Origin of the sequence: Mycobacterium sp., from assembly GCF_049647605.1 — a bacterium.
Classification (GTDB): domain Bacteria; phylum Actinomycetota; class Actinomycetes; order Mycobacteriales; family Mycobacteriaceae; genus Mycobacterium.
Genome location: NZ_JBARXZ010000031.1, coordinates 57,132 through 76,220, shown reverse-complemented (window position 1 = coordinate 76,220; position 19,089 = coordinate 57,132). Strand labels below are relative to the sequence as shown.

Genomic DNA, 19,089 nt, shown 5'->3' with positions numbered 1-19,089 from the left:
GCCCACGCTCGTCTCCGGCCGGGACCGCACCACACTCGGCAGCCCCACGCTCTCGGCGGCCCGCAAGGCGCGCCGGACGCCGCCGAGCGCCGCTCCGGTCAGCACCGCCACATCGGCGCAATCGGCGACGGTGGCCCACTCCCTGGCGGCGACCCTGCCGAGATCGGCGGCAATGCGTACGTCGACGCCACGGCGGACCTCGGCCAGCTCGGCCAGCAGCACACACGGTTGCTCGACGTACTCGAGCTCGCCGGCGGCAGCTGCCAGGGCACCGATGGCGGCCACCGCGGTGTCGACATCCCACACCGCGTCCACCACACAGCGGATCCGGCCGGCCGGTCCCAGCGCCTCGCGTACCGCTGCCAGCCGGGTGAGGTCGTCCGCGGAATCACCGACGGTGACCTCGGCTGTCTGGCAGCCGGAGGTGCTTGCCAGCTGGTGGGCCTCCTGCGGGCTGACACCGGGAATCTGCACCGCCACCGGGATGCGGCCGCGGACGGGATCCGGCCAGCCGACCGTGCCGGGCTCCACCGCCGCGGTCAGCCAGCGGACCGCTTGCCCGTCATCGACACCGGGGGGCGGGCTGAATTCACCCCAGCCCTGCGGGCCTTCCAGGAGCATGCCCTGGTGTGAGCCCGGGATGGCAAACACGACAGCGTTGTCGAAGTCGATGAGTGTCTTCACGCATGGGACGATTTCACTGATGCTGCCTCCTGACAATCACGTGCACTCGCAGTTCTCCTGGGACACCGGAGTTCATGCGTCGATGGTCCAGACCTGCAAACGCGCCGTCGAGGTCGGGCTGCCCGCTGTGGCGTTCACCGAACACGTCGACTTCACGGAGTGGGGTGACCACGACCATCCCCACGGCGACATCGCGTGGCGGGACCGGGTTGTTCCCGTCGACATCGACGGTTACCTGGCCAGCGTGCAGGAATGCCGCGACCGGTTCCCGGACCTGCGGGTCCTGACCGGGATCGAAGCGGGTGAGCCGCACCACTTCGCCGGTAGTGTCGCCGCCGTGCTGAAGCAGGCATCCTTCGACCGGGTGCTGGGCTCGTTGCACTCGATCGTCCACGACGGACAGCTGGTGTACGCCGACCGGGTGTTCGGTCACCGGCCTGCGCAGGAAGTGGTGCGTGACTACTTCGTCGAACTGCTGAACCTGGTCGAAGGTTCCGATGTGTTCCAGGTGCTGGCCCACTGCGACTACCCGCGGCGGTACTGGCCCACGCAGACGGACGGGGAGTACCGCGAAGCCGATTACGAGCAGGAGTACCGCACCGTCTTCCGTGCGCTGGCCTCCTCCGGGCGGGCGCTCGAACTCAACACCGCCAGCCCGCTGGCCTCCGCCATGCTGATGCGCTGGTGGTACGAGGAGGGCGGAGACGCCGTTTCGTTCGGCAGCGATGCGCACCTACCGATGCGGGTGGGGCAGCATTTCGACGTCGCGGTCGATATCGTCGCCGCGGCCGGATTCCGGCCCGGCCGTGACGAGTACGACTTCTGGCGCCGGTAGCCCCCCGAACCCGGCGGGGCGGTTCGTGGCACCCCGCCGCCGGCGATACCGCCGGTACGCTGGCGGAAATGTCGCAGACCCCGACGGCCGAATCGGCCGTATCGACCCGTCGGCGCCGTCGCGTCTGGCGGTTGGTGATGGTGCTCGCCGTCACGGCGCTGCTGCTCGGGGTGCCGTGGTGGACCCTGCTGGGGCCCGGCGCCGCGTGGCCGAGCGCCGTGACAGTTGTCGGCACGGTGCTGCTGGCGGCAGTTTTTGCCGCATTGCCGGTGATGACCATGCTCGGTCATGGGCGCCGGCACCTGGACTGGGCCGCAATCACCGGCGACGTGCTGTTGGGTGCGGTGTGGGTGCTGTTCGTCTGGTCTGTGCTCGGACAGGTGCTCGGGTTGGTGTTGTGGGCGGCCGGCGTCGCGGACCCCGGCCGGTCCCGGGTGGTGGCCGCCGTGGTGCTGGGCGTGGTCGTCGTACTGCTGCTGTGGGGTCACCGTGAGGCGATGCGGGTGCCGCGCACCCGCGAGGTCGAGATCTGCATCGATCGGCTGGGGCCGGGGCTCGACGGCCTGCGGGTGGTCATGATCACCGATACCCACTACGGCCCGATGGACCGGGCGCAGTGGTCGGAGGCGGTGATCGATCGGGTCAACGAGCTCGACGGCGATATCGTCTGCCACGTCGGTGATGTCGCCGACGGCACCGTGGAGGTGCGGAAGACCCAGGCGGCACCGCTGGCCCGGGCGCACGGCAAGCTCGCCAAGGTGTACGTGACCGGCAACCACGAGTATTTCAGCGAGGCGCAGGGCTGGCTCGACCACTTCCAGGATGTCGGCTGGGATGTATTGCACAACAAGCACATCGTGGTCGAACGTGGTGGGGACCGTCTTGTTGTCGCCGGAGTCGATGACCGGACCGCCGAATCGTCGGGTCTCGACGGGCACGGCGAAGACCTGGGCGCGGCGCTGCGCGGTGCCGACCCGTCGCTGCCGGTGTTGCTGCTGGCGCACCAACCCAAACAGATCACCAACGCGGTAGCCGCCGGCGTGGATCTGCAGATCTCCGGGCACACCCATGGGGGCCAGATCTGGCCGTTCCGGTACCTGGTCCGGCTGGATCAGCCGGTGGTGCACGGTTTGAGCAGGCACGGCGCCCGGACGCAGCTCTACACCAGTCGCGGTACCGGTTTCTGGGGCCCGCCCTTCCGGGTCTTTGCCCCCAGCGAGATCACCGTGCTCACCCTGCGGCGTTCGGCCGCATAGGCGGACAATTTCCCGCGGCGTCGGCGGTGAGCTCGTAATGCCAGAGTTCGTTGGCGAACACCTGGCAGAGCCCGAACCGTGGACCGTTGCGCGACATCCACGCCGCCGCCTCCGGTGGACCGATATCGACGGCCTTGCCGGTGACGTGTGCCGACGTCTCCGGCGTGGCCACGAATTGGCGTGCCGCCTCGACACTTCCGTAGGTCTGCACACCGTCGGCGAACAGTCGCTCCTGGAAGCCACGCGACCGCCAGCCTGAATTGATCCGCACGGCGATGCCTGATTCGGCGGCGCCGGTGGTGGCTTGCTGCACCGCTGACAGCAGTGCCGGATCCAGCCGGCCGACAATCGGATTGGCGACGTCGAACGCGGTCAGCTGCGACCCCTCCGGGAGATAGCCACCGAAGGTGTCGACGGCGGCGTCACCCACCAGCGGGTCCTCCGGGGCGGGTTGGGCACCCGCGGGCACCGCCCCGGCGATGGCGATGCCGATGGCGGCCGGCGCGACGCTGAGCACCGCCAGCCATGGCCCACGCCGTCCGCTTCGCATGGGCAAACTCTACGATCACCTCCTATGCGATCCCGTGGAACACTGCTCGTGGCGGTGTTCGCCCTGCTGGTGGCGATGGCGTCGGTCGGGCTGTGGGGTTACACCTGGTGGCAGTCCGGCCAGGCCGTGGAATACACCGCCGACCAGCAGGCTGCGGCGAAGCACACCGCCTGCGCCGCCTATGCGACGGTGCACGCCGGGGTGGAGACCAACACCAACCTGGCTGCGCCCGGAGGCAACGGCGACGTCACCGGCGCGCTCGCCGCAGCTGCCAACGCCAGGGTGGCGCTGATGGGCGGCGGGCAGTATCTGCTGGCACGCATCGATCCGGCCACCCCCGCCGAGTTGGCGCAGCAGCTGGCCGAGTTCGGCAACGCGCTGCTGGACTTCGGCGCCGCCGCGACCGCCGGCGCCCTGAACACCGACCCACCGCAGGCAGATCTGCTGGAGCAGATCGACGGGCTCAACAACACACTGGCCGAGGCCTGCGCTTAAGCAGCAGTCTCCAGCAGCGCCCGGATGTGGTCGGGGATCGGCACCGGCCTGCGGGTGACGCGGTCGACGTAGACGTGCACCCAATGCCCCACGGCGGCCACCGGATGTGACTGGTCGGTTTCCCCCGCGTGGGACCGGAACGCGCCCAGCCGGTAGGTGACACTGCTGCGGCCCAGCTTGGTGACCGAGAGGCCGATCATCAGCGGGTCGGGGAACTTGAGCTCCGTGTAGTACCGGCACCCCGATTCGGCCACCACCCCCAGCCACGGCGCGGTCAGCGGATCCTCGCCGGTGCTGGTGTTGATCCAGGCGTTGATCGCGGTGTCGAACAGTGCGTAGTAGACGGCGTTGTTGAGGTGGCCGAACATGTCGTTGTCGGTCCAGCGGGTCAGCACCGGCCAGTGCACCGGGAAATCGCTGCTGCTCAAGGCCTGCTCACCGCTGTCCATGGACTGCAGTCTGACAGGTACGGCACGCTGGAGTTCATGACCATCTCCACATCGACAAGGATCCGCGGCGCCGTGCTCGCCGAGATCGGGTTACCCCGGCCCTACACGGAATCCACACCGTTGCGTGTTGTCGAACTGGACCTGGCCCCGCCGGGAGAGGGCGAGCTGCTGATCCGGATCGAGGCCGCCGGGCTGTGCCATTCGGATCTGTCCGTGGTCGACGGCAACCGGGTCCGGCCGGTGCCGATGCTGCTGGGGCATGAGGCTGCCGGTGTGGTCGAACAGACCGGCGGCGAATCCGACCTGGCGATCGGGCAGCGGGTGGTGATGACCTTCCTGCCGCGGTGCGGACACTGTGCGGCCTGCGCCACCGACGGCCTGGCCCCCTGCGTCGCGGGTAGCGCCGCCAACGGCGCCGGCACCCTGATGAGCGGGGCGGTGCGGCTGAGCCGAGGCGGGCAACCGGTGCGACATCACCTCGGCGTGTCCGGATTCGCCACCCACGCGGTGGTGGACCGGCGGTCGGTGGTCCCGGTGGACGCCGACGTCCCGCCGACGGTTGCGTCGCTGCTGGGCTGTGCGGTCCTCACCGGCGGCGGGGCGGTGCTCAACGTCGGGATGCCAAAGCCGGGGCAGACGGTCATCGTCGTCGGGCTCGGCGGTGTGGGAATGGCTGCGGTGCTGACCGCGCTGGCGTATGACGACGTACGGGTGATCGGTGTCGACCGGCTACCCGACAAGATCGGCGACGTGCTGGCGGCGGGTGCTCACGAGGCCTACACCCCGGAGCAGGCGCTGGCGGCAGGCCTCAAGGCCGCCGTTGTCATCGAGGCTGTCGGCCATTCGGCGGCACTGGAGACCGCGGTGGCGCTCACCGCGCCGGGCGGGCGCACCGTCACCGTCGGCCTACCCCCGCCGGATTCCCGACTTACCTTGTCTCCTTTGAGTTTTGTCGCTGAAGGGCGGTCACTGATCGGCAGCTACCTGGGTTCGGCGGTGCCGGCCCGTGACATTCCCCGCTTTGTGGCGCTGTGGCGGTCGGGCAAGCTGCCCGTCGAATCACTGGTGTCGGCGTCGATCAGCTTGGAACAGATCAACCACGGTATGGACGAGCTGGCGGCCGGCCGGGCGGTCCGTCAGGTCATCGAGTTCTGAGGTGTGACACCCGACCCGCCCGGGTATCTGGTGACGCAACGATGTCCGAGCGCTGAACGGTGGTGAGCAACCGTGTTCCGGTGGTCCCGCGCGGTGCCCGTGGGCCGATTCGATGCCCACGGCGATCGTTGGATCGAACAGGGCTGGACCCGTCGCTTCCACACCGGTTCCGACCTCGTTGACAACCTGACCGTCAGCACCTTCAACATCTGGTTCGACGACTACCACGCTGGACGACGGTTCCAGGCGATCGCGGACCTGCTGGCACAGAAGTCGCCGGACATCATGGTCTTCCAGGAAGTGACGCCGCGGGCCCTTGATGTCCTGCTGGCGCAGAGCTGGGTGCGGGCGCACTATCGGCGGGCCGAAGTCACCGGCGCGGCCCTGGGCAATTACGGGATGCTGGTGCTCTCGCGTGCCCCGATCCGCAAGGCCACCTACACCAGATTGCCGACCCGGCAGGCTCGCGGCTACCTGACGGTCGAGATCACGGTCAACGGTGTCCGGCAGAAGTTCGTATCGGTGCACCTGGAGAGTGGCAAGCGGGCACATCGGTTGCGGGCCAGGCAGTTGTCGGCGGTGTACGCCGCGCTGCGCCGCACCGAGCAGGTGGTCCTGCTGGGTGATTTCAACATGCGGGACGCGGAAAATCTCCTGGTGTCGCCGCAATACCGTGATCTCTGGCCGCACCTGAGGCCCGATGATCCCGGTTTCACCGAGAACACTTCCGTCAATCTCATGAGATTCGACAGCAAGAACAAACATCGGCACGTCCGGTTCGACCGGATCCTCCTCAAGGGTGCGGCCTGGACCGCCCAGCACATCGAGCTGCTGGGGCAGGAACCGATCAGCAAGACGCTGCCCCGGGTCTTTCCGTCAGATCACTTCGGCGTGCTGTGCCGGCTGGCGGCCCGCCCGCTGCCCGCGAGATCCTGATGGTCAATGGCTTTGTGCCAGTGGGATTGTCACCGCCAGCCGGGTGCCGCCACCGACCGGGCTGGTGATCACCAGCTCCCCGGACATGGTGTTCACCCGGTCGTTGAGGCCGACCAGACCCGTGCCGTCGCCGGGCCGGGCGCCCCCCACCCCGTCATCGGTGACGGTGATCTCCAGGTGTCCGTCGTCGACAACGGCGCAGACGGCCGCCCCCGTTGCCCCGGCATACTTGGCCGTATTGGTCAGCGCCTCGGCGACCACGTAATAGGCCGCGACCGCAACCGAATCCGGGATCTGCCCGCTGAGTTCGAGGGTGAGGTCGACCGGGACGGGGGAGCGGCGCGCCAGCGTTTTGATCGCCGGGCCCAGACCGCCCCGGGACAGGATGGCGGGGTGGATACCGCGGGACAGTTCCTGCAGATCGGAGTACAGCCCGGAGAGGCCGTCGACCAGCCCGGACAGCTGCCTGCCCAGCTCCGGATCGTCCGCGGCGACCGTTGCCCGGATGGCTCCGAGCTCCAGACCCAATGACACGATGCGCTGTTGGGCGCCATCGTGCAGGTCACGTTCGAACCCGCGCCGCGCCTGATCGGCGGCGGCAACGATACGTGCCCGGGACGCCTTGAGTTCGGCACGTGTCTCGGCGTTCGAGATGGCCGTGGCCACCAGGTCGGCAAAGTCGTGAATGCGGGACTGGGTTTCGGCGGGAATGGTCGGCTCCCGGATGGAGCCGACCAACAGCGCACCCCACGCCCGGCCGGCGACGGTCACCGGCGCGCTGAATCCCGTGGGAAGATCGGCCCGGTTGATGTCGGTCGCGGCCAGCACCTCGATATCGGTGCCGCAGGCGTAGCGCACCAAAGTCACATGCTCGGCCGGTAACCCGCGGGCCAGCTCGGCGACCGCAACGGGATAGATATCTGTCGGATCGACACCGCGGGCCACCAGAGTCGCCACCCGGCGCAGCGCTGTCTGCTGCTCGGCCAGCGCGGCGACTGCGGTGTTGATCTGTTCACGTTCCCGGGCCGCGGACAACAACGCTTCCAGTGACGGGACCAGGCGGCGCACCCGCTCGGTCTTGTTCTCCGGCAACGCAGCCGGCACCAGCAGGCTGCCGACCGAGGTGCTGCCGTCACCGAGCGTGATGACCTGGTCCGGGTGGTTGTCCAGATTGGTCTCGGTGGTGAGGGTGGCGTACGGGATCTCCAACACCGCGGCCATTTGGGCACTCGCCGCCTCGAGTGCGGCGGGCAGGTCGGCGGCGCGCAGCATGATCCGCGCCAGCTCGGCCGACAGATCGGCCTCGCGCCGACGTTGGTCTGCTTCCAAGGCCCGCAATCGGGCCTGCCCGACGAGGACGTTTGTCAGCAATGCCAGGGTGAGGAACACCACCACCGCCGGTGCCAGGCTGCCGCTGCCCTCACTGACGTGGAACCACACGTAGGCCAGCGCGCTTGCCAGCGAAGTCACCAGTGCCAGACCGAAACTCCAACCCGCCGACACCACCAGCACCCCGAGCAGGAACACCGCGCCGAACGCGTTCTCCGGAGCCACTCGTTTGAGCAGGTGGACCAACACCACCTCGGCGGTGATGAGCACCGCGGCTGTGATCACCCCGGCGATCAGCGGCGGCGCGGTGGGCCGCAGCACCAACGCGAGGAGGCGGCCGCGCAGCGACGTTCCGGGCACAATGCTGCTCACCCGGTGATCGTAGAGCCAAAAACCGTGGTCAACGCGGGGCCTGGCGGGGTTGCGGCCAAATCTTCCCGGTAGCGGTAATGCCGGGGCCGGGCCGGTCTGACAGCCTGGGAGGTGTGTATCAGCAACGTGATCCGATGCGCTGCCTGATCGTCGACGACAGCGCTGCGTTCCGGGAGGCGGCCGCCACGATGCTCGAACGGGCGGGCATCGACGTCGTCGGGATGGCCGCCACCGAGCAGGAGGCCCTGAGCTTCAATCAGGAGCTGCGGCCCGATGTCATCCTGGTCGATATCGACCTGGGTGCCGAGAGCGGATTCGATGTCGTCGCCGCGCTGCACCGGGCCGGGCCGCCGGAGCCGGCGGTGATCCTGATCTCCACGCACGCGGAACAGGACTTCACCGACCTGATCGCCGACAGCGCGGCGCTGGGGTTCCTGCCCAAATTTGCGTTGTCGCCGGAGTCCATCCGCGAGCTCGTGGCCGGCGCTAGCGGGAGTCCAGATACATGATGACCGCGCGCACCCGGCGGTGATCGTCACCGGTTTCCGGTAGGTCCAGCTTGGTCAGGATGCTGCGGACGTGCTTCTCCACGGTGCCCTCGGTGACCCAGAGACGGCGGCCGATACCCGCGTTGGAAAGCCCCTCGGCCATCAAGGTCAACACTTCGTGTTCCCGTTTGCTCAACGTCGCCAGCGGGTCGTCACGCCGACGAGCCGAGATCAGTTCCTGCACCAGGGCCGGATCCACGATGGATGCGCCGGCCGCGATGCGCCCCACGGTGTCGACGAAGTCGGTGACGTCGGTGACCCGGGTCTTCAGCAAGTAGCCGACGGAACGCCCACCGGCCAACAGTTCCATGGCGTGGTCCACATCGACATGGGCCGACAGCACCAGGATCGCAGCATCCGGGAACTCGCCGCGGATCACCTGTGCGGCGTCCAGGCCCTCACTGGTGTGGGTCGGCGGCATCCGGATATCGGTGACCACCAGATCGGGTGAGGTGGCCCGCACCGCCGTCAACAGTGATTCTTTGTCCCCCGCCTGGCCGACGATCTGAAAACCCGAGCGGTCCAGCAGGCTGGCCAGCCCCTCGCGCAGTAATACGTCGTCGTCGGCGATCACCACCCGCACATCGCCACGTTCGGTGCTCATCTGGCCCCCTCACTCCGGCCCCGCTGCGACCCGCATTGTGTCACGGGCCCGGGTCAGCGCCCGCACCACACTGTGTTTGCCGAGGTCGATCTTGAAACCATTCTGGCTCAAGGGTTGCGCACCCCGCAGGGCAAGCTCGGCCGCGGTGTCGAAGGCCTGTGCATCCGGGCGTTCACCGACGAGGGCGGCCTCGGCGTCGCCGACCCGCCACGGGGTGGCCGCCACGCCGCCGAGGGCCAGCGCGGCCCTGCGGATCACCCCGCCGTCGATGACCAGTCCGGCCGCCACCGACACCAGGGCAAACGCATAGCTGTGCCGGTCACGGACCTTGAGGTACCAGGAGTGCTCGGCATACCCCGACGGCGGCAGCTCGATGCCGGTGATCAACTCGCCGCGGTGCAATGTGTTGTCCTGCTGGGGAGTTGATCCCGGAAGTCGGAAGAACTCCGGGATCGCAATACGTCGGTAACCGTCGACACCCTGGACGTGGACGGACGCATCGAGGATCGACAGCGCCACCGCCATGTCGGACGGGTGTACCGCCACGCAGGAGGTGCCGGCGCCGAACAGTGCGTGCTCCCGATTGAACCCGTGCAGCGCAGCACATCCCGATCCCGGGTCGCGTTTGTTGCAGGCAGCGAAGGCCACATCCATGAAGTAGGGGCACCGGGTGCGCTGGGTGAGGTTGCCGCCGGCGGTGGCCATGTTGCGCAGCTGGGTGGTGGCACCGCTGAGGATCGCCTGGGACAACACCGGATAACGGGTGCGCACCAGCGGATGGTTGGCAACGGCGGTGTTGGTCACCCCCGCACCGATGAGGATCCCGCCGGTGCTTGTCTCGGTGATGGTGGTGAGCCCGAGGTGACGCACATCGACCAGGTGATCCGGCTGTGCCACACCGTTTTTCATCAGGTCGAGCAGATTGGTCCCGCCAGCGAAGTACATCCCGCCCGACTCGGTGACCCGACGGACAGCGTCCTGCGTGGTGTCGGCGCGCTGGAATTCGAAGCATTTCATGATGTCTCGGACACCTCGCGGATGGCGGCCACGATATTGGCGTACGCGCCGCAGCGGCAGACGTTGCCCGCCATCCGTTCCCGGATCTCCTCGTCGGACAATGCGGTGGGGCCGGTCTCGAGCTGTTGCCGGGGGCCGTCGAACGAAGCCGCGCTCAGATCGCCACGGGCGTGCTCGGCCAGCATCGCACGTGCCGAGGAGATCTGGCCCGGCGTGCAGAACCCGCATTGAAATCCGTCGTGGCACAGGAATGCCCGCTGGAGAGGGTGCAGTGTCTCGCCATCTGCGATGCCCTCGATGGTGCCGACCTCGCTACCGTCGACCGCCACCGCCAGGGTCAGGCAGCTCAGGACCCGCTCACCGTCCACCGACACCGTGCAGGCACCGCACAGGCCGTGGTCGCAGCCCTTCTTGGTGCCTGTCATACCGAGTTCTTCTCGCAGCACGTCGAGCAGGGTGGAGCGCACGTCGACATCGACGTGGGTGGTCTCACCGTTCACCGACAATTTGATGTTCATCGGGCACTCGAAACATAGGGTGCCATCAGATCCTCGATGGTTATCGGTAACTCGCGCAGCCGCTTACCAGTTGCGTGGAAGATGGCGTTGGCGATCGCGGCGGGAACTCCGCAGGTGCCGATCTCGCCGATGCCGCGCACCCCCAGCGGGTCCAGCCCGAAATCGGGGGTGTCTACGAAGGTGATGTCGAAGTCGGGGCGGTCGGCATGTGTCGGCAGATAGTACTCGCCGATCAGCTGCGCGGTGTCCTGGTCGTAGGGGACCTGCTCCAGCAGTGCCATCCCCACCCCGAAAGTGATGCCTCCCATCACCTGATTGCGGGCCAGCTTCGGGTTGAGCACCCGTCCGCAGTCCAGGACCGCCACCCAGCGGGTCACCGTGGCGCGGCCGATCTCCTCGTCGACCTCGACCTCACAGAAGTGGGCGCCGAATGACTGTGATGCCGTATCGCTGCCGGTGGGGGTGCTGGTCACGGTGAAATCGAGTTGGTCGGCGGGGACGCCCGCGGTGCTGCGGCGGCGCCACTCCTGGGCGGCCAGTGCCACCGCCGAGCCGACGGTCGCGGTGGTCTGGGAGGCGCCACTGTACGGCGCGTCTGGGTAATGCGAATCCCCGGAGACGAATTCGACCATCTCCAGGGGCAGGCCCGTCTCCTCGGCGGCGATCTGGGTCATCACGGTGCGCACCCCGGTGCCGATCTCGTGGGTGGCCGAGGCGAACTGCACCCGCCCGCCGGCGCCGGTGCGTACCCGGCACGAGGCCGGCATCCGGCGACCCGGATACGTGGCGGTGGCCATACCCCAGCCGACCTGCATTCCGTGACGCTGCAAAGCCCGTGGCCTCGCCGGACGCTGCTGCCAGCCGAACCTTTCGGCGCCCGTCCGGTAGCAATCGATCAGATGTGCTCCGGACCAGGCCTTGCCGCCGGCCTGATCGTGGTGGGCCAGATTTTGGACCCGTAGCTCGAGCGGGTCGATGTCGGCGCATACCGCAAGTTCGTCGATCGCGGATTCGAGAGCGAACAGTCCGGGCGCCTCACCGGGGCCGCGCATGAAACACGGTGTCGGGGCGTTGATCCGGTCGGTGCGGTGGGAGACCACCAGATGTGGTGAGCGGTAGAGGAATCGGGTCGACAAACCCGCCGGTTCGCAGAAGTGCGCCACCGTGGAGGTCTCGGTGACGGTGTGGTGCTCGGTGCTGAGGATCTGGCCCGCGGCGTCGGCGGCCAGCACCAGATCCTGCTCGGTGCGGGGCCGGTGCCCGGTGGAGGAGAACATCTGGCTGCGGGTCAGCACCAGCTTGACCGGGCGACCCACCTGGCGGGCCGCGACCGCGGTCAGTGCCACGTGCATCCACAGAAAACTCTTCGAGCCGAAGGCGCCGCCGACCAGCGGGGACAGAATATGCACCCGTTCTTCCGGCATGCCGAGATAGGCTGCCAGCACCGATCTTTCGCCGGTGATCCAGCGGGTGGTGTCATGCACGATGAGGTCATCGCCCTCCCACGCTGCGATGGTGGCTGACAGCTCGATGGGGTAGTGGGCGTTGACCGGCGTGCTGTAGTGAGCCGCCACCCGGTGAACAATGTCGGTGGGGGCCGGGGGAGTGCCGCGCCGGTCCTGCAGCTTCTCGTCGTCGAGCTTGACGAAGTGATCGGGCAGATAGCTGCCGTGCCGAATACGGCTGCCCGACCCCTCGTCGTTGTCCTCCTGGTCGGCCGGCGGGCTGCTCCGGTACTGCAGGTCGAACAAGGACGCAGCGTATTGGGCGGTCTCCGGGCTGTCGGCGACCACCATCGCCATGTGCTGGCCGACATGCTGCACCGTCAGATCCGACAGCGGCGGCCGGCGTTCGATCGGCAGATCGTAGGTCAACTCACGGGGAGGTTCGTGCAGCACCGGACAATTCAGTGGGGTCAACACGTGCAGTACCCCGGGGGCCGCGGCCGCCCTGGTGGCGCTGTGGCGCACCGATTCCTCGGTGACCAGGCCGTGGGGCACCGTCGACTGCACCAGGACGGCATAGCTGAGGCCGGCGACCGGGTGATCGGCGGTGTAGCGGGAGCGGCCGGTGACCTTGTCCCGTCCCTCAACCCGGTCGATGGGTTTGCCGAGCATCACCATCGGTCCGGCCGCTACAGCTTCGGCATCGTGGGCTGGCATGAGCTACACCCTGCTCCTCCCGGTGGGTCCGCGTCGTCAACGCTGGCCACCAGAGCAGATACCGGCTACCTGCAACCGCGTCCCCTCTCAGGGCCGCAGGCTCACCCCAATCGACCGGTGGCCGCTGACGGAGCCCAGCTTTCCACGCCGTCGACGCCGGGGAGTGCCGAGTTGTCGAATGTCGGGTCCAGACCCTGCTTGTGCTGCTCGTCGAAGTTGCGGAGCACCTTGAACGCGATGGGTGAGAGCAAGATGATGGCCGCGATGTTGACAAACGCCATCAGCGGCATCGCCACATTGCCCATCGCCCAGACCAGGCTCACCGGCACCATGGCCCCGAGGAGCACAAATCCCAACACCGTGACCCGGAAGATGTTGAGCAGCCGCCTGCTGCCGAACATGTAGAGGATGTTGGTTTCCCCGTAGTAGTAATTGCCGAACAGCGAGGTGCCGGCGAACAGGAAGATGCACACCGTGACGACATGCATCATCACCGGTCCCAGGGTCGGGTCGAGGGCGCCGAAAGACTCCGAGATGGCGTGCTGTGTCATGGCTCCGGCGCCGAGTTCGCCGCTGCGGTCGTCCATGAATCCCCGCCAGTCGGACAGCAACACCACAAAGGCGGTCAACGAGCACAGCAGCAAGGTGTCGAAGTAGACCCCCAGGGTCTGCACCAGTCCCTGTTTGGCGGGGTGGGAGACCGAGGCGGTGGCCGCGGCGTTGGGCACCGAGCCCATCCCGGCTTCGTTGGAGAACAGTCCCCGCTGGACGCCGGTCATCAGCACCACGCCGAACCCGATGGTGCCACCGGCCACCGAGAGCGGATCGAATGCCGCGGTCACGATCAGGCCGATCACCTCGGGGATCATGGTGATGTTCGTCGCCAGGACCACAAGGCAGATCGTGATGTAGACGAGAGCCATCACCGGGATGACCACCGAGCTGATGTTGGCGATGCGACGGACACCGCCGAAGATGATGGGCGCGGTCAAGCTGACCAGCAGGACGCCCACCACCAGTGACAGCCAGAAGGGATCGACGCCGGGCAGGGATCCGCGCACCGCGTCGGTGATCGAGTTGGCCTGAATGGAATTGAAGACGAAGCCGTACACGACCGAGATCAGCACCGCAAAAAGCGCAGCAAGCCAAGGCTTCTTGAGCCCGTTTCGGATGTAGTAAGCGGGGCCGCCGCGGAATCCGTCTTGATCGCGGGTCTTGAACACCTGTGCCAGCGTGGATTCGACCATGCTCATGGCACCGACGAGCAGACCCATCACCCACATCCAGAAGATGGCTCCCGGCCCACCGGCAGCGATCGCCACCGCCACACCGGCGATGTTTCCGGTGCCCACCCGCGAAGCCGCCGAGATGCAGAACGACTTGAATGCCGAGACATCGTGGCGCCCCTCGCCGTCGACACCCGAGGGCTCCACGATGGACCGAAACATGCTGCGGATCAGCCGGAATTGACCACCACGGGTGCGGACGGTGAAGTAGATCGCCGTCAGGACCAACACCGGTACCCCGATGTAGGTCCAGATCACGCCCTCGACAGTGCCCAAAACCGACTCGACTGCTTCGATCATCGCGGCACCGCAACTGTGTTTCTGCGCTTCATGAGGACACAGTGTTCCGGATGACAGCCGAACTCGCTAGGTGATGACCCTGAATCTGTTGGGGCACAACACATTATTTTTCTGTTTCAGGGTCAGTTGTCGCCGGCGGCGACCAATGAGCGCAACAGCACCTTGGGGTGGTCGCGTTGGAAACCCTCGAGGCGCCACTTGGTCGAGAACAGCGCAAGCATCACGCCGTCGGAGCGGGTCAGCACCTCGGCGGACGGCTGCCGGTTGATGAAATCGGCATCGGCGGGGTCGGCAGCGCGGGCCACCTGGTACGGCAGCGATTCCAAAGAGATGGGGGCGGACAGTTCGGCCGCCATCCGGTGGCTGGCGACTTCGAACTGCATCGGCCCGACGGCGGCGAGCACCGGTGACTGGTCGCCACGGCGGTCCGAACGCAGCACCTGGACCACGCCCTCCTGCTCGAGTTGCTCGATACCCTTGCGGAACTGCTTGTGCTTACTCGGATCGGTGCCGCGGGCCACCATGAAGTACTCGGGCGAGAAGCTCGGTATCGGCGGGTACTGCACTGGGACGTCACGGAACAACGTGTCGCCCGGGCGCAGGGCAGCCGCGTTGGCCAAGCCGATCACATCACCGGGCCAGGCACTGTCCAGTGTGCTGCGCTGCTGGCCGAACACCGACTGCGCATACTTGGTGACAAACGGTTTTCCGGTGGCGGCGTGGGTGAGGACGTCGCCGCGCTGGAAGGTGCCAGAGCACACCCGCGCATAGGCGATCCGGTCGCGGTGTGCCGAGTCCATACCGGCTTGCACCTTGAAAACAAAAGCGCTGAAAGGAGATTCGACCGATCGGCGGTGGCCTTCGATATCCGGCGCGCCAGACGGTGACGGTGCCAGCTGCACCAGGACGTCCAACAGCTGGTTGACTCCGAAGTTCAGGGCGGCGGAGGTGAACAGCACCGGTGTCGAACTGCCGCCCAGGAAGGTGGCTTCGTCGTAATCGGCGCCGTCGGCCTCCAGCAGTTCGGATTCCTCCACCGCGGTGGTCCAGTCGATCCCGGCGGCGTCGTGCGCACGATCGGCGGCGATGTGCTCTTCGGGGGCGGCGGTGGCGCCGCCCGCCGTGCGGGTGAACCGGATGAAAACGCCGGTGCGACGGTCCAGGACACCCTTGAAGTCGCCGGCGATACCGACCGGCCACGTCAACGGCGTGGTCCGCAGACCGATCCGCTCGTTGATCTCGTCCATGAGTTCCAGCGCGTACCGTCCCGGGCGGTCCCACTTGTTGATCACGGTGATGATCGGGATTCCGCGGTGCTTGCACACCTGGAACAGCTTCAGCGTCTGCGGTTCCAGCCCTTTGGCGGCATCGATGAGCATCACCGCGCAGTCCACCGCCGAGAGCACCCGGTAGGTGTCCTCGGAGAAGTCGGCGTGACCGGGGGTGTCGAGCAGGTTGATGACGGATTCGGACCCGTCGGCCGAGCGGTACGGGAACTGCAGGGCGGTCGAGGTGATGGAGATACCGCGGGCCTTCTCCATCTCCATCCAGTCCGACACCGTGGACCGGCGGCCGGCCTTGCCGTGGATGGCACCTGCCTCGGTGATGACCTTGGCGTGCAGCACCAGAGCTTCGGTCAGGGTCGACTTGCCGGCGTCGGGGTGGCTGATGACAGCAAAGGTCCGCCGGCGGCGCGCTTCTTCGGAGATCCGATCGGCATTCGTCCCGACGGCGGCAGTCCGGACCCCAGGGACGTTTTCGCTCATTGCGACGACGATCGTACCCGGCTAGAGCTCGAGGTCCGTACCGGTGGTTGCCGGCGCCTTCAACAACTCGGCGCCCCCGATGGCGTCGCGGATCGACTGTTCGACGGTGCTGTCGGCGACAAAGACGATCTCGTCCCCTGCTGCCAGGACGTGATCGGCGGCCGGCCGGATCACTTCGTGACCACGCAGCACACTGACCAATGCGGTGTTCGGCGGCAGCTTCAGCACCCCCACGGGTGCGCCCACCAACGGATTGTCCGCGGGCAAGGTCAGTTTGGTCAGCTCGGCCTGGCCGTCACGCAGACCCATCAGCCGGACCAGATGACCGACGTCGATGGCGCCCTCGATTCCGGCCACCAGGGCGCCGGGTGTGGAGACCGCCACGTCGATACCCCAGGCTCGGCTGAACAGCCACTCGTTGCGGACGTCGTTGATCCTGGCCACGACCCGTGACACCCCGAACTCACTCTTGGCGAGCAGCCCGACCACCAGGTTGGCCTTGTCGTCTCCGGTCGCGGCGATCAGCACATCGCAGATCTGCGCGCCCGCTTCCTGAAGGGTGGACAACTCGCAGGCGTCGCCCATCAGCCACTCGGCCTCCTGCACGGCCGGCGGATCGAAGGCGGCGCGGCTCTGCTCGATCAGGAGGACGCGGTGGCCGTAAACCAGCAACTCGCGCGCCACGGAACGGCCGACGTTGCCCGCCCCGGCAATCCCGATCCGCAGTTTCCGCGCTGCCATCTGGTCATCTTCGCGCATCTGGCGCCGTTGTGTGTGGTCAGTCACGATGGGCGCATCCGGCGCCATGTCGTCACACTCCTGATTTAATGCCAGCACACACGGCGCCAGTGCTGTCGCCGTGTGCCCATTCTCGGAACGGGAACGACATGGATCTGCAACAGCTGTACGTGGCGTTGCTGATCGGCGGGCTGGTGTTGCTGGCGAGCATCGTCGGGACCCGCGTGGCCACCCGGGTCGGTTTCCCCGCGCTGCTGTTCTTCCTGCTCGTGGGTGTTGTGCTGGGCACCGATTTCCTGGGCCTCGACTTCGACAACGCCGAGCTGGCCCGCAACCTGGGTACCGTCGCCCTGGCGGTGATCCTCGTCGAAGGCGGTCTGACCACACGTTTCAGTGATATCCGCAAGGTGCTGGCTCCGGCCGGCGCGCTGGCCACGGTGGGTGTGGTGGTCAGCACCCTGCTGACCGCGACCGGCGCTCACCTGCTGTTGCGGATGGACTGGCAGCTGGCTTTGCTGCTGGGGGCGATCGTGTCCTCCACCGACGCGGCCGCGGTGTTCTCGGTGTTGCGGATGATCCCGCTGCCCAGCAGGGTTGCCGGGCTACTCGAGGCGGAATCCGGCTTCAACGACGCCCCCGCGGTGATCCTGGTGCTGATGTTCAGCGTGGTGCCGTTTGCCTTCGAGCCCGACGGTGCTGCCTTCGACCTGATCTACGAGCTGGGCGCGGGCGCGGTGCTCGGAATGGCCTGCGGAGTTGTCGGCGCCCTGTTGATCCGCCGGGTCGCGCTGCCGGCGTCGGGGCTGTATCCGATCGCGATCTTCGGTTTGGGCATGGTGGCTTTCGCCGCGGCCGGCAGCGTGCATGCCAGCGGCTTCCTGGCTGCCTACCTGGCCGCGGTGGTGCTGGCGAATTCTGGGCTGCCCCATCGTGCGGCCACCCGGTCATTTGCCGAAGGATTGGGCTGGCTGGCGCAGATCGGCCTGTTTGTGATCCTCGGTCTGTTGATCAATCCCACGGAGCTGCTCCCGGATGTGGTGCCGGCGATCGTGATCGGGCTGGTGCTGCTGTTGTTCGCGCGGCCGGTGTCGGTGGTGGTCTCACTGATCGGATTCCGGATCCCGTGGCGGGAGCAGGTTTTCCTGTCGTGTGCGGGGCTGCGCGGGGCGGTCCCCATCGTGTTGACGACGTTTCCGATCGTCGCCGGGGTGCCGGACAGTTATCACCTGCTCAACATCGTGTTTGTCCTGGTGGTGGTGTTCACGCTGATTCAGGGTCCGAGCCTGCGTCCGATCGCCCGGGGGCTGGGACTGATCTCGCGGGAAGTCACCCGGGAAATCCACGTGGAGGCCGCGCCGCTGGATGTGCTCGACGCCGAGCTGCTCACCATGACCGTGCAGAGGCCGTCGCGACTGCACAACGTCACCGTCCTCGAGCTGCGGTTGCCGGACCCGAGCGTCATCACCTTGATCATCCGCGACGGCCACACCTTCGTGCCGCTGCCGGACACCCGGATCGAGACCGGTGATGAGCTGCTGATCGTCACCACCAGCAAGACCCGGGCCGCCGCGGAGCGCCGGCTGCGGGCCGTCAGCCGGCGTGGGAAGCTGGCCTACTGGTTCGACGAGTACGGCGAACGGGAGTGACGTTCGGCGACGCTGCGCGGGCACGGCGGGTCCATGGCGCTGTCTAGGCTGATGGCCATGGCCCCGACACCGGTGGGATATCTGGCCTCGATCTCGATCGACTGCCCCGACCCCGACGCAGTGGTGCAGTTCTATTGCGATCTGCTCGGATTGGAGGAAGTGTTCGCCACCTCCGACCGCGGCGTCATCTCGCTGGCCGGCACCGGACCGATGGTGACGCTGATGCGCGTCGACTCCTATGAGCCGCCGTCCTGGCCCGGCGGACCGCAGCACAAGCAGATGCACCTGGACCTCGGGGTCGACGATCTGGATGCCGCCGTGGCGGCGGCCCTGGCCATCGGCGCCGTCGAAGTCCCGGGGCAGCCGGCACCCGGGCAGTGGCGGGTGCTGCTGGATCCGGTCGGGCACCCGTTCTGCCTGAGCACCGTGCGCCCGGACTAGGT

The 19,089-nt window shown here is 67.4% G+C and carries 19 protein-coding genes; 8 read left to right on the top strand and 11 right to left on the bottom strand.

The genetic code is table 11. From position 1 onward, the window contains the following. A partial coding sequence (locus WBB07_RS04945) for an enolase C-terminal domain-like protein (protein ID WP_526305307.1) occupies positions 1–684 on the bottom strand: 684 nt, incomplete at its 3' end. Between the two features lie 19 nt (positions 685–703). Here WBB07_RS04945 and WBB07_RS04940 point away from each other — a divergent pair. Further along, positions 704–1,519, top strand: coding sequence for a PHP domain-containing protein (locus WBB07_RS04940; protein ID WP_526305305.1), 816 nt, complete (start codon positions 704–706; stop codon positions 1,517–1,519). A gap of 68 nt (positions 1,520–1,587) precedes the next feature. Next, positions 1,588–2,775: a metallophosphoesterase gene (locus tag WBB07_RS04935; protein ID WP_526305303.1), complete on the top strand. Its 1,188-nt coding sequence runs from the start codon at positions 1,588–1,590 to the stop codon at positions 2,773–2,775. Here WBB07_RS04935 and WBB07_RS04930 read toward each other — a convergent pair. Then, positions 2,750–3,325: a M15 family metallopeptidase gene (locus tag WBB07_RS04930; RefSeq protein WP_526305301.1), complete on the bottom strand. Its 576-nt coding sequence runs from the start codon at positions 3,323–3,325 to the stop codon at positions 2,750–2,752. The two genes, WBB07_RS04935 and WBB07_RS04930, sit on opposite strands and share 26 nt — an antisense overlap. A gap of 24 nt (positions 3,326–3,349) precedes the next feature. On the opposite strand from WBB07_RS04930, the gene WBB07_RS04925 reads away from it, so the two are divergent. Further along, positions 3,350–3,820 (top strand): hypothetical protein, encoded by a 471-nt coding sequence (locus tag WBB07_RS04925; RefSeq protein ID WP_526305299.1) that lies wholly within the window; start codon positions 3,350–3,352, stop codon positions 3,818–3,820. On the opposite strand, the gene WBB07_RS04920 is transcribed toward WBB07_RS04925, so the two are convergent. Beyond that, a complete protein-coding gene (locus WBB07_RS04920; RefSeq protein WP_526305297.1) occupies positions 3,817–4,269 on the bottom strand; it encodes an acyl-CoA thioesterase in 453 nt (150 codons plus the stop codon). The two genes, WBB07_RS04925 and WBB07_RS04920, sit on opposite strands and share 4 nt — an antisense overlap. A gap of 36 nt (positions 4,270–4,305) precedes the next feature. Between WBB07_RS04920 and WBB07_RS04915 the strand changes: the two genes are divergently transcribed. Together WBB07_RS04915 and WBB07_RS04910 are read left to right on the top strand one after the other, a co-directional pair. Beyond that, complete coding sequence (locus tag WBB07_RS04915; RefSeq protein ID WP_526305296.1) at positions 4,306–5,424, top strand: alcohol dehydrogenase catalytic domain-containing protein; 1,119 nt, start codon at positions 4,306–4,308, stop codon at positions 5,422–5,424. Between the two features lie 72 nt (positions 5,425–5,496). Next, positions 5,497–6,360: an endonuclease/exonuclease/phosphatase family protein gene (locus WBB07_RS04910; RefSeq protein ID WP_526305294.1), complete on the top strand. Its 864-nt coding sequence runs from the start codon at positions 5,497–5,499 to the stop codon at positions 6,358–6,360. Between the two features lie 3 nt (positions 6,361–6,363). On the opposite strand, the gene WBB07_RS04905 is transcribed toward WBB07_RS04910, so the two are convergent. After that, positions 6,364–8,061, bottom strand: a complete 1,698-nt coding sequence (locus WBB07_RS04905) for a sensor histidine kinase (protein WP_526305292.1) — start codon at positions 8,059–8,061, stop codon at positions 6,364–6,366. Between the two features lie 134 nt (positions 8,062–8,195). On the opposite strand from WBB07_RS04905, the gene WBB07_RS04900 reads away from it, so the two are divergent. Then, positions 8,196–8,570 carry a response regulator transcription factor gene (locus WBB07_RS04900; protein ID WP_526305321.1) on the top strand — a complete coding sequence of 125 codons (375 nt, stop codon included), beginning with the start codon at positions 8,196–8,198 and terminating at the stop codon, positions 8,568–8,570. On the opposite strand, the gene WBB07_RS04895 is transcribed toward WBB07_RS04900, so the two are convergent. The 7 genes from WBB07_RS04895 to WBB07_RS04865 all read right to left on the bottom strand — a co-directional run bounded on the left by WBB07_RS04895 (position 8,548) and on the right by WBB07_RS04865 (position 16,988). After that, positions 8,548–9,213: a response regulator transcription factor gene (locus WBB07_RS04895; protein ID WP_526305290.1), complete on the bottom strand. Its 666-nt coding sequence runs from the start codon at positions 9,211–9,213 to the stop codon at positions 8,548–8,550. The two genes, WBB07_RS04900 and WBB07_RS04895, sit on opposite strands and share 23 nt — an antisense overlap. Before the next feature lie 9 nt (positions 9,214–9,222). Beyond that, positions 9,223–10,230 (bottom strand): FAD binding domain-containing protein, encoded by a 1,008-nt coding sequence (locus WBB07_RS04890; RefSeq protein ID WP_526305288.1) that lies wholly within the window; start codon positions 10,228–10,230, stop codon positions 9,223–9,225. Further along, on the bottom strand, positions 10,227–10,748 hold the full coding sequence (locus WBB07_RS04885) for a (2Fe-2S)-binding protein (RefSeq protein WP_526305287.1): 522 nt from the start codon (positions 10,746–10,748) through the stop codon (positions 10,227–10,229). The genes WBB07_RS04890 and WBB07_RS04885 overlap by 4 nt, the downstream gene beginning before the upstream one ends. Then, positions 10,745–12,910 (bottom strand): xanthine dehydrogenase family protein molybdopterin-binding subunit, encoded by a 2,166-nt coding sequence (locus tag WBB07_RS04880; protein WP_526305285.1) that lies wholly within the window; start codon positions 12,908–12,910, stop codon positions 10,745–10,747. The genes WBB07_RS04885 and WBB07_RS04880 overlap by 4 nt, the downstream gene beginning before the upstream one ends. 101 nt (positions 12,911–13,011) lie before the next feature. Then, positions 13,012–14,496, bottom strand: coding sequence for an alanine/glycine:cation symporter family protein (locus WBB07_RS04875; protein ID WP_526305283.1), 1,485 nt, complete (start codon positions 14,494–14,496; stop codon positions 13,012–13,014). A gap of 122 nt (positions 14,497–14,618) precedes the next feature. Then, the gene (locus WBB07_RS04870) at positions 14,619–16,262 is read right to left on the bottom strand and encodes a peptide chain release factor 3 (RefSeq protein WP_526305281.1); all 1,644 of its coding nucleotides are present in this window, start codon (positions 16,260–16,262) and stop codon (positions 14,619–14,621) included. Between the two features lie 21 nt (positions 16,263–16,283). Continuing rightward, positions 16,284–16,988, bottom strand: coding sequence for a potassium channel family protein (locus WBB07_RS04865; protein WP_526305319.1), 705 nt, complete (start codon positions 16,986–16,988; stop codon positions 16,284–16,286). Positions 16,989–17,149: 161 nt separating this feature from the next. Here WBB07_RS04865 and WBB07_RS04860 point away from each other — a divergent pair, with 161 nt between their 5' ends. Both WBB07_RS04860 and WBB07_RS04855 read left to right on the top strand, forming a co-directional pair. After that, the gene (locus WBB07_RS04860; RefSeq protein ID WP_526305279.1) at positions 17,150–18,646 is read left to right on the top strand and encodes a potassium/proton antiporter; all 1,497 of its coding nucleotides are present in this window, start codon (positions 17,150–17,152) and stop codon (positions 18,644–18,646) included. A 57-nt stretch (positions 18,647–18,703) separates the two neighbouring features. Beyond that, entirely contained in the window at positions 18,704–19,087 is a 384-nt protein-coding gene (locus WBB07_RS04855) for a VOC family protein (protein ID WP_526305277.1), read from the top strand. Positions 19,088–19,089: the final 2 nt, after the last annotated feature.

Bases quoted from the DNA above. Each gene is read 5' to 3' on its own strand.
- WBB07_RS04920 (WP_526305297.1), bottom strand. From the start codon at position 4,269: ATGGACAGCGGTGAGCAGGCCTTGAGCAGCAGCGATTTCCCGGTGCAC.
- WBB07_RS04875 (WP_526305283.1), bottom strand. From the start codon at position 14,496: ATGATCGAAGCAGTCGAGTCGGTTTTGGGCACTGTCGAGGGCGTGATC.
- WBB07_RS04885 (WP_526305287.1), bottom strand. From the start codon at position 10,748: ATGAACATCAAATTGTCGGTGAACGGTGAGACCACCCACGTCGATGTC.
- WBB07_RS04915 (WP_526305296.1), top strand. From the start codon at position 4,306: ATGACCATCTCCACATCGACAAGGATCCGCGGCGCCGTGCTCGCCGAG.
- WBB07_RS04870 (WP_526305281.1), bottom strand. From the start codon at position 16,262: ATGAGCGAAAACGTCCCTGGGGTCCGGACTGCCGCCGTCGGGACGAAT.
- WBB07_RS04890 (WP_526305288.1), bottom strand. From the start codon at position 10,230: ATGAAATGCTTCGAATTCCAGCGCGCCGACACCACGCAGGACGCTGTC.
- WBB07_RS04930 (WP_526305301.1), bottom strand. From the start codon at position 3,325: ATGCGAAGCGGACGGCGTGGGCCATGGCTGGCGGTGCTCAGCGTCGCG.
- WBB07_RS04855 (WP_526305277.1), top strand. From the start codon at position 18,704: ATGGCCCCGACACCGGTGGGATATCTGGCCTCGATCTCGATCGACTGC.
- WBB07_RS04940 (WP_526305305.1), top strand. From the start codon at position 704: ATGCTGCCTCCTGACAATCACGTGCACTCGCAGTTCTCCTGGGACACC.
- WBB07_RS04925 (WP_526305299.1), top strand. From the start codon at position 3,350: ATGCGATCCCGTGGAACACTGCTCGTGGCGGTGTTCGCCCTGCTGGTG.
- WBB07_RS04895 (WP_526305290.1), bottom strand. From the start codon at position 9,213: ATGAGCACCGAACGTGGCGATGTGCGGGTGGTGATCGCCGACGACGAC.
- WBB07_RS04880 (WP_526305285.1), bottom strand. From the start codon at position 12,910: ATGCCAGCCCACGATGCCGAAGCTGTAGCGGCCGGACCGATGGTGATG.
- WBB07_RS04900 (WP_526305321.1), top strand. From the start codon at position 8,196: ATGCGCTGCCTGATCGTCGACGACAGCGCTGCGTTCCGGGAGGCGGCC.
- WBB07_RS04935 (WP_526305303.1), top strand. From the start codon at position 1,588: ATGTCGCAGACCCCGACGGCCGAATCGGCCGTATCGACCCGTCGGCGC.
- WBB07_RS04860 (WP_526305279.1), top strand. From the start codon at position 17,150: ATGGATCTGCAACAGCTGTACGTGGCGTTGCTGATCGGCGGGCTGGTG.